This is a genomic window from Bowmanella dokdonensis, assembly GCF_017254865.1.
Lineage (GTDB): Bacteria > Pseudomonadota > Gammaproteobacteria > Enterobacterales > Alteromonadaceae > Bowmanella > Bowmanella dokdonensis.
The window spans coordinates 1-331 of record NZ_JAFKCV010000232.1 but is presented as its reverse complement, the minus strand read 5'-3'; the positions used below and the strand labels follow the sequence as shown (position 1 = coordinate 331).

Below are 331 nucleotides of genomic sequence, written 5' to 3'. Positions count from 1 at the left end.
ATTACAGCGATAAAATTGCCCAGTTAGAGAGCACCTTTAAACAGGCTTTGCTCACCGCAACGCCAGAGTTTCAGGATACCTACGGTTATCCCAAGGACAACCCAGGTGAGGCCAACTTAACCGTGGGCTCTAACGCTGTGGGTAACGACTTTGAATGTTTGTCCTATACCCTGGAAATGCCGTTCAAGGACAACGCTGAGTTACCTTGCGCAGCCTATGGTTGGTCGCCAGAGCGTAGTAAGCAATTGGGCAAGGATGTGCTGGTTGCCATGCGCGCGGTATTGAATCAACTATAACGAAAAAAATACCAGCCGGGACAATGTGCCCGGCC

1 protein-coding gene is annotated in these 331 nt (G+C 50.5%); it reads left to right on the top strand.

From position 1 onward, the window contains the following. Nucleotides 1–296, top strand: a 296-nt coding sequence (locus J0A66_RS22360; protein WP_500676671.1) for a M14 family metallopeptidase, incomplete at its 5' end; no start/stop codon positions are given. Between the last annotated feature and the right edge of the window lie 35 nt (nt 297–331).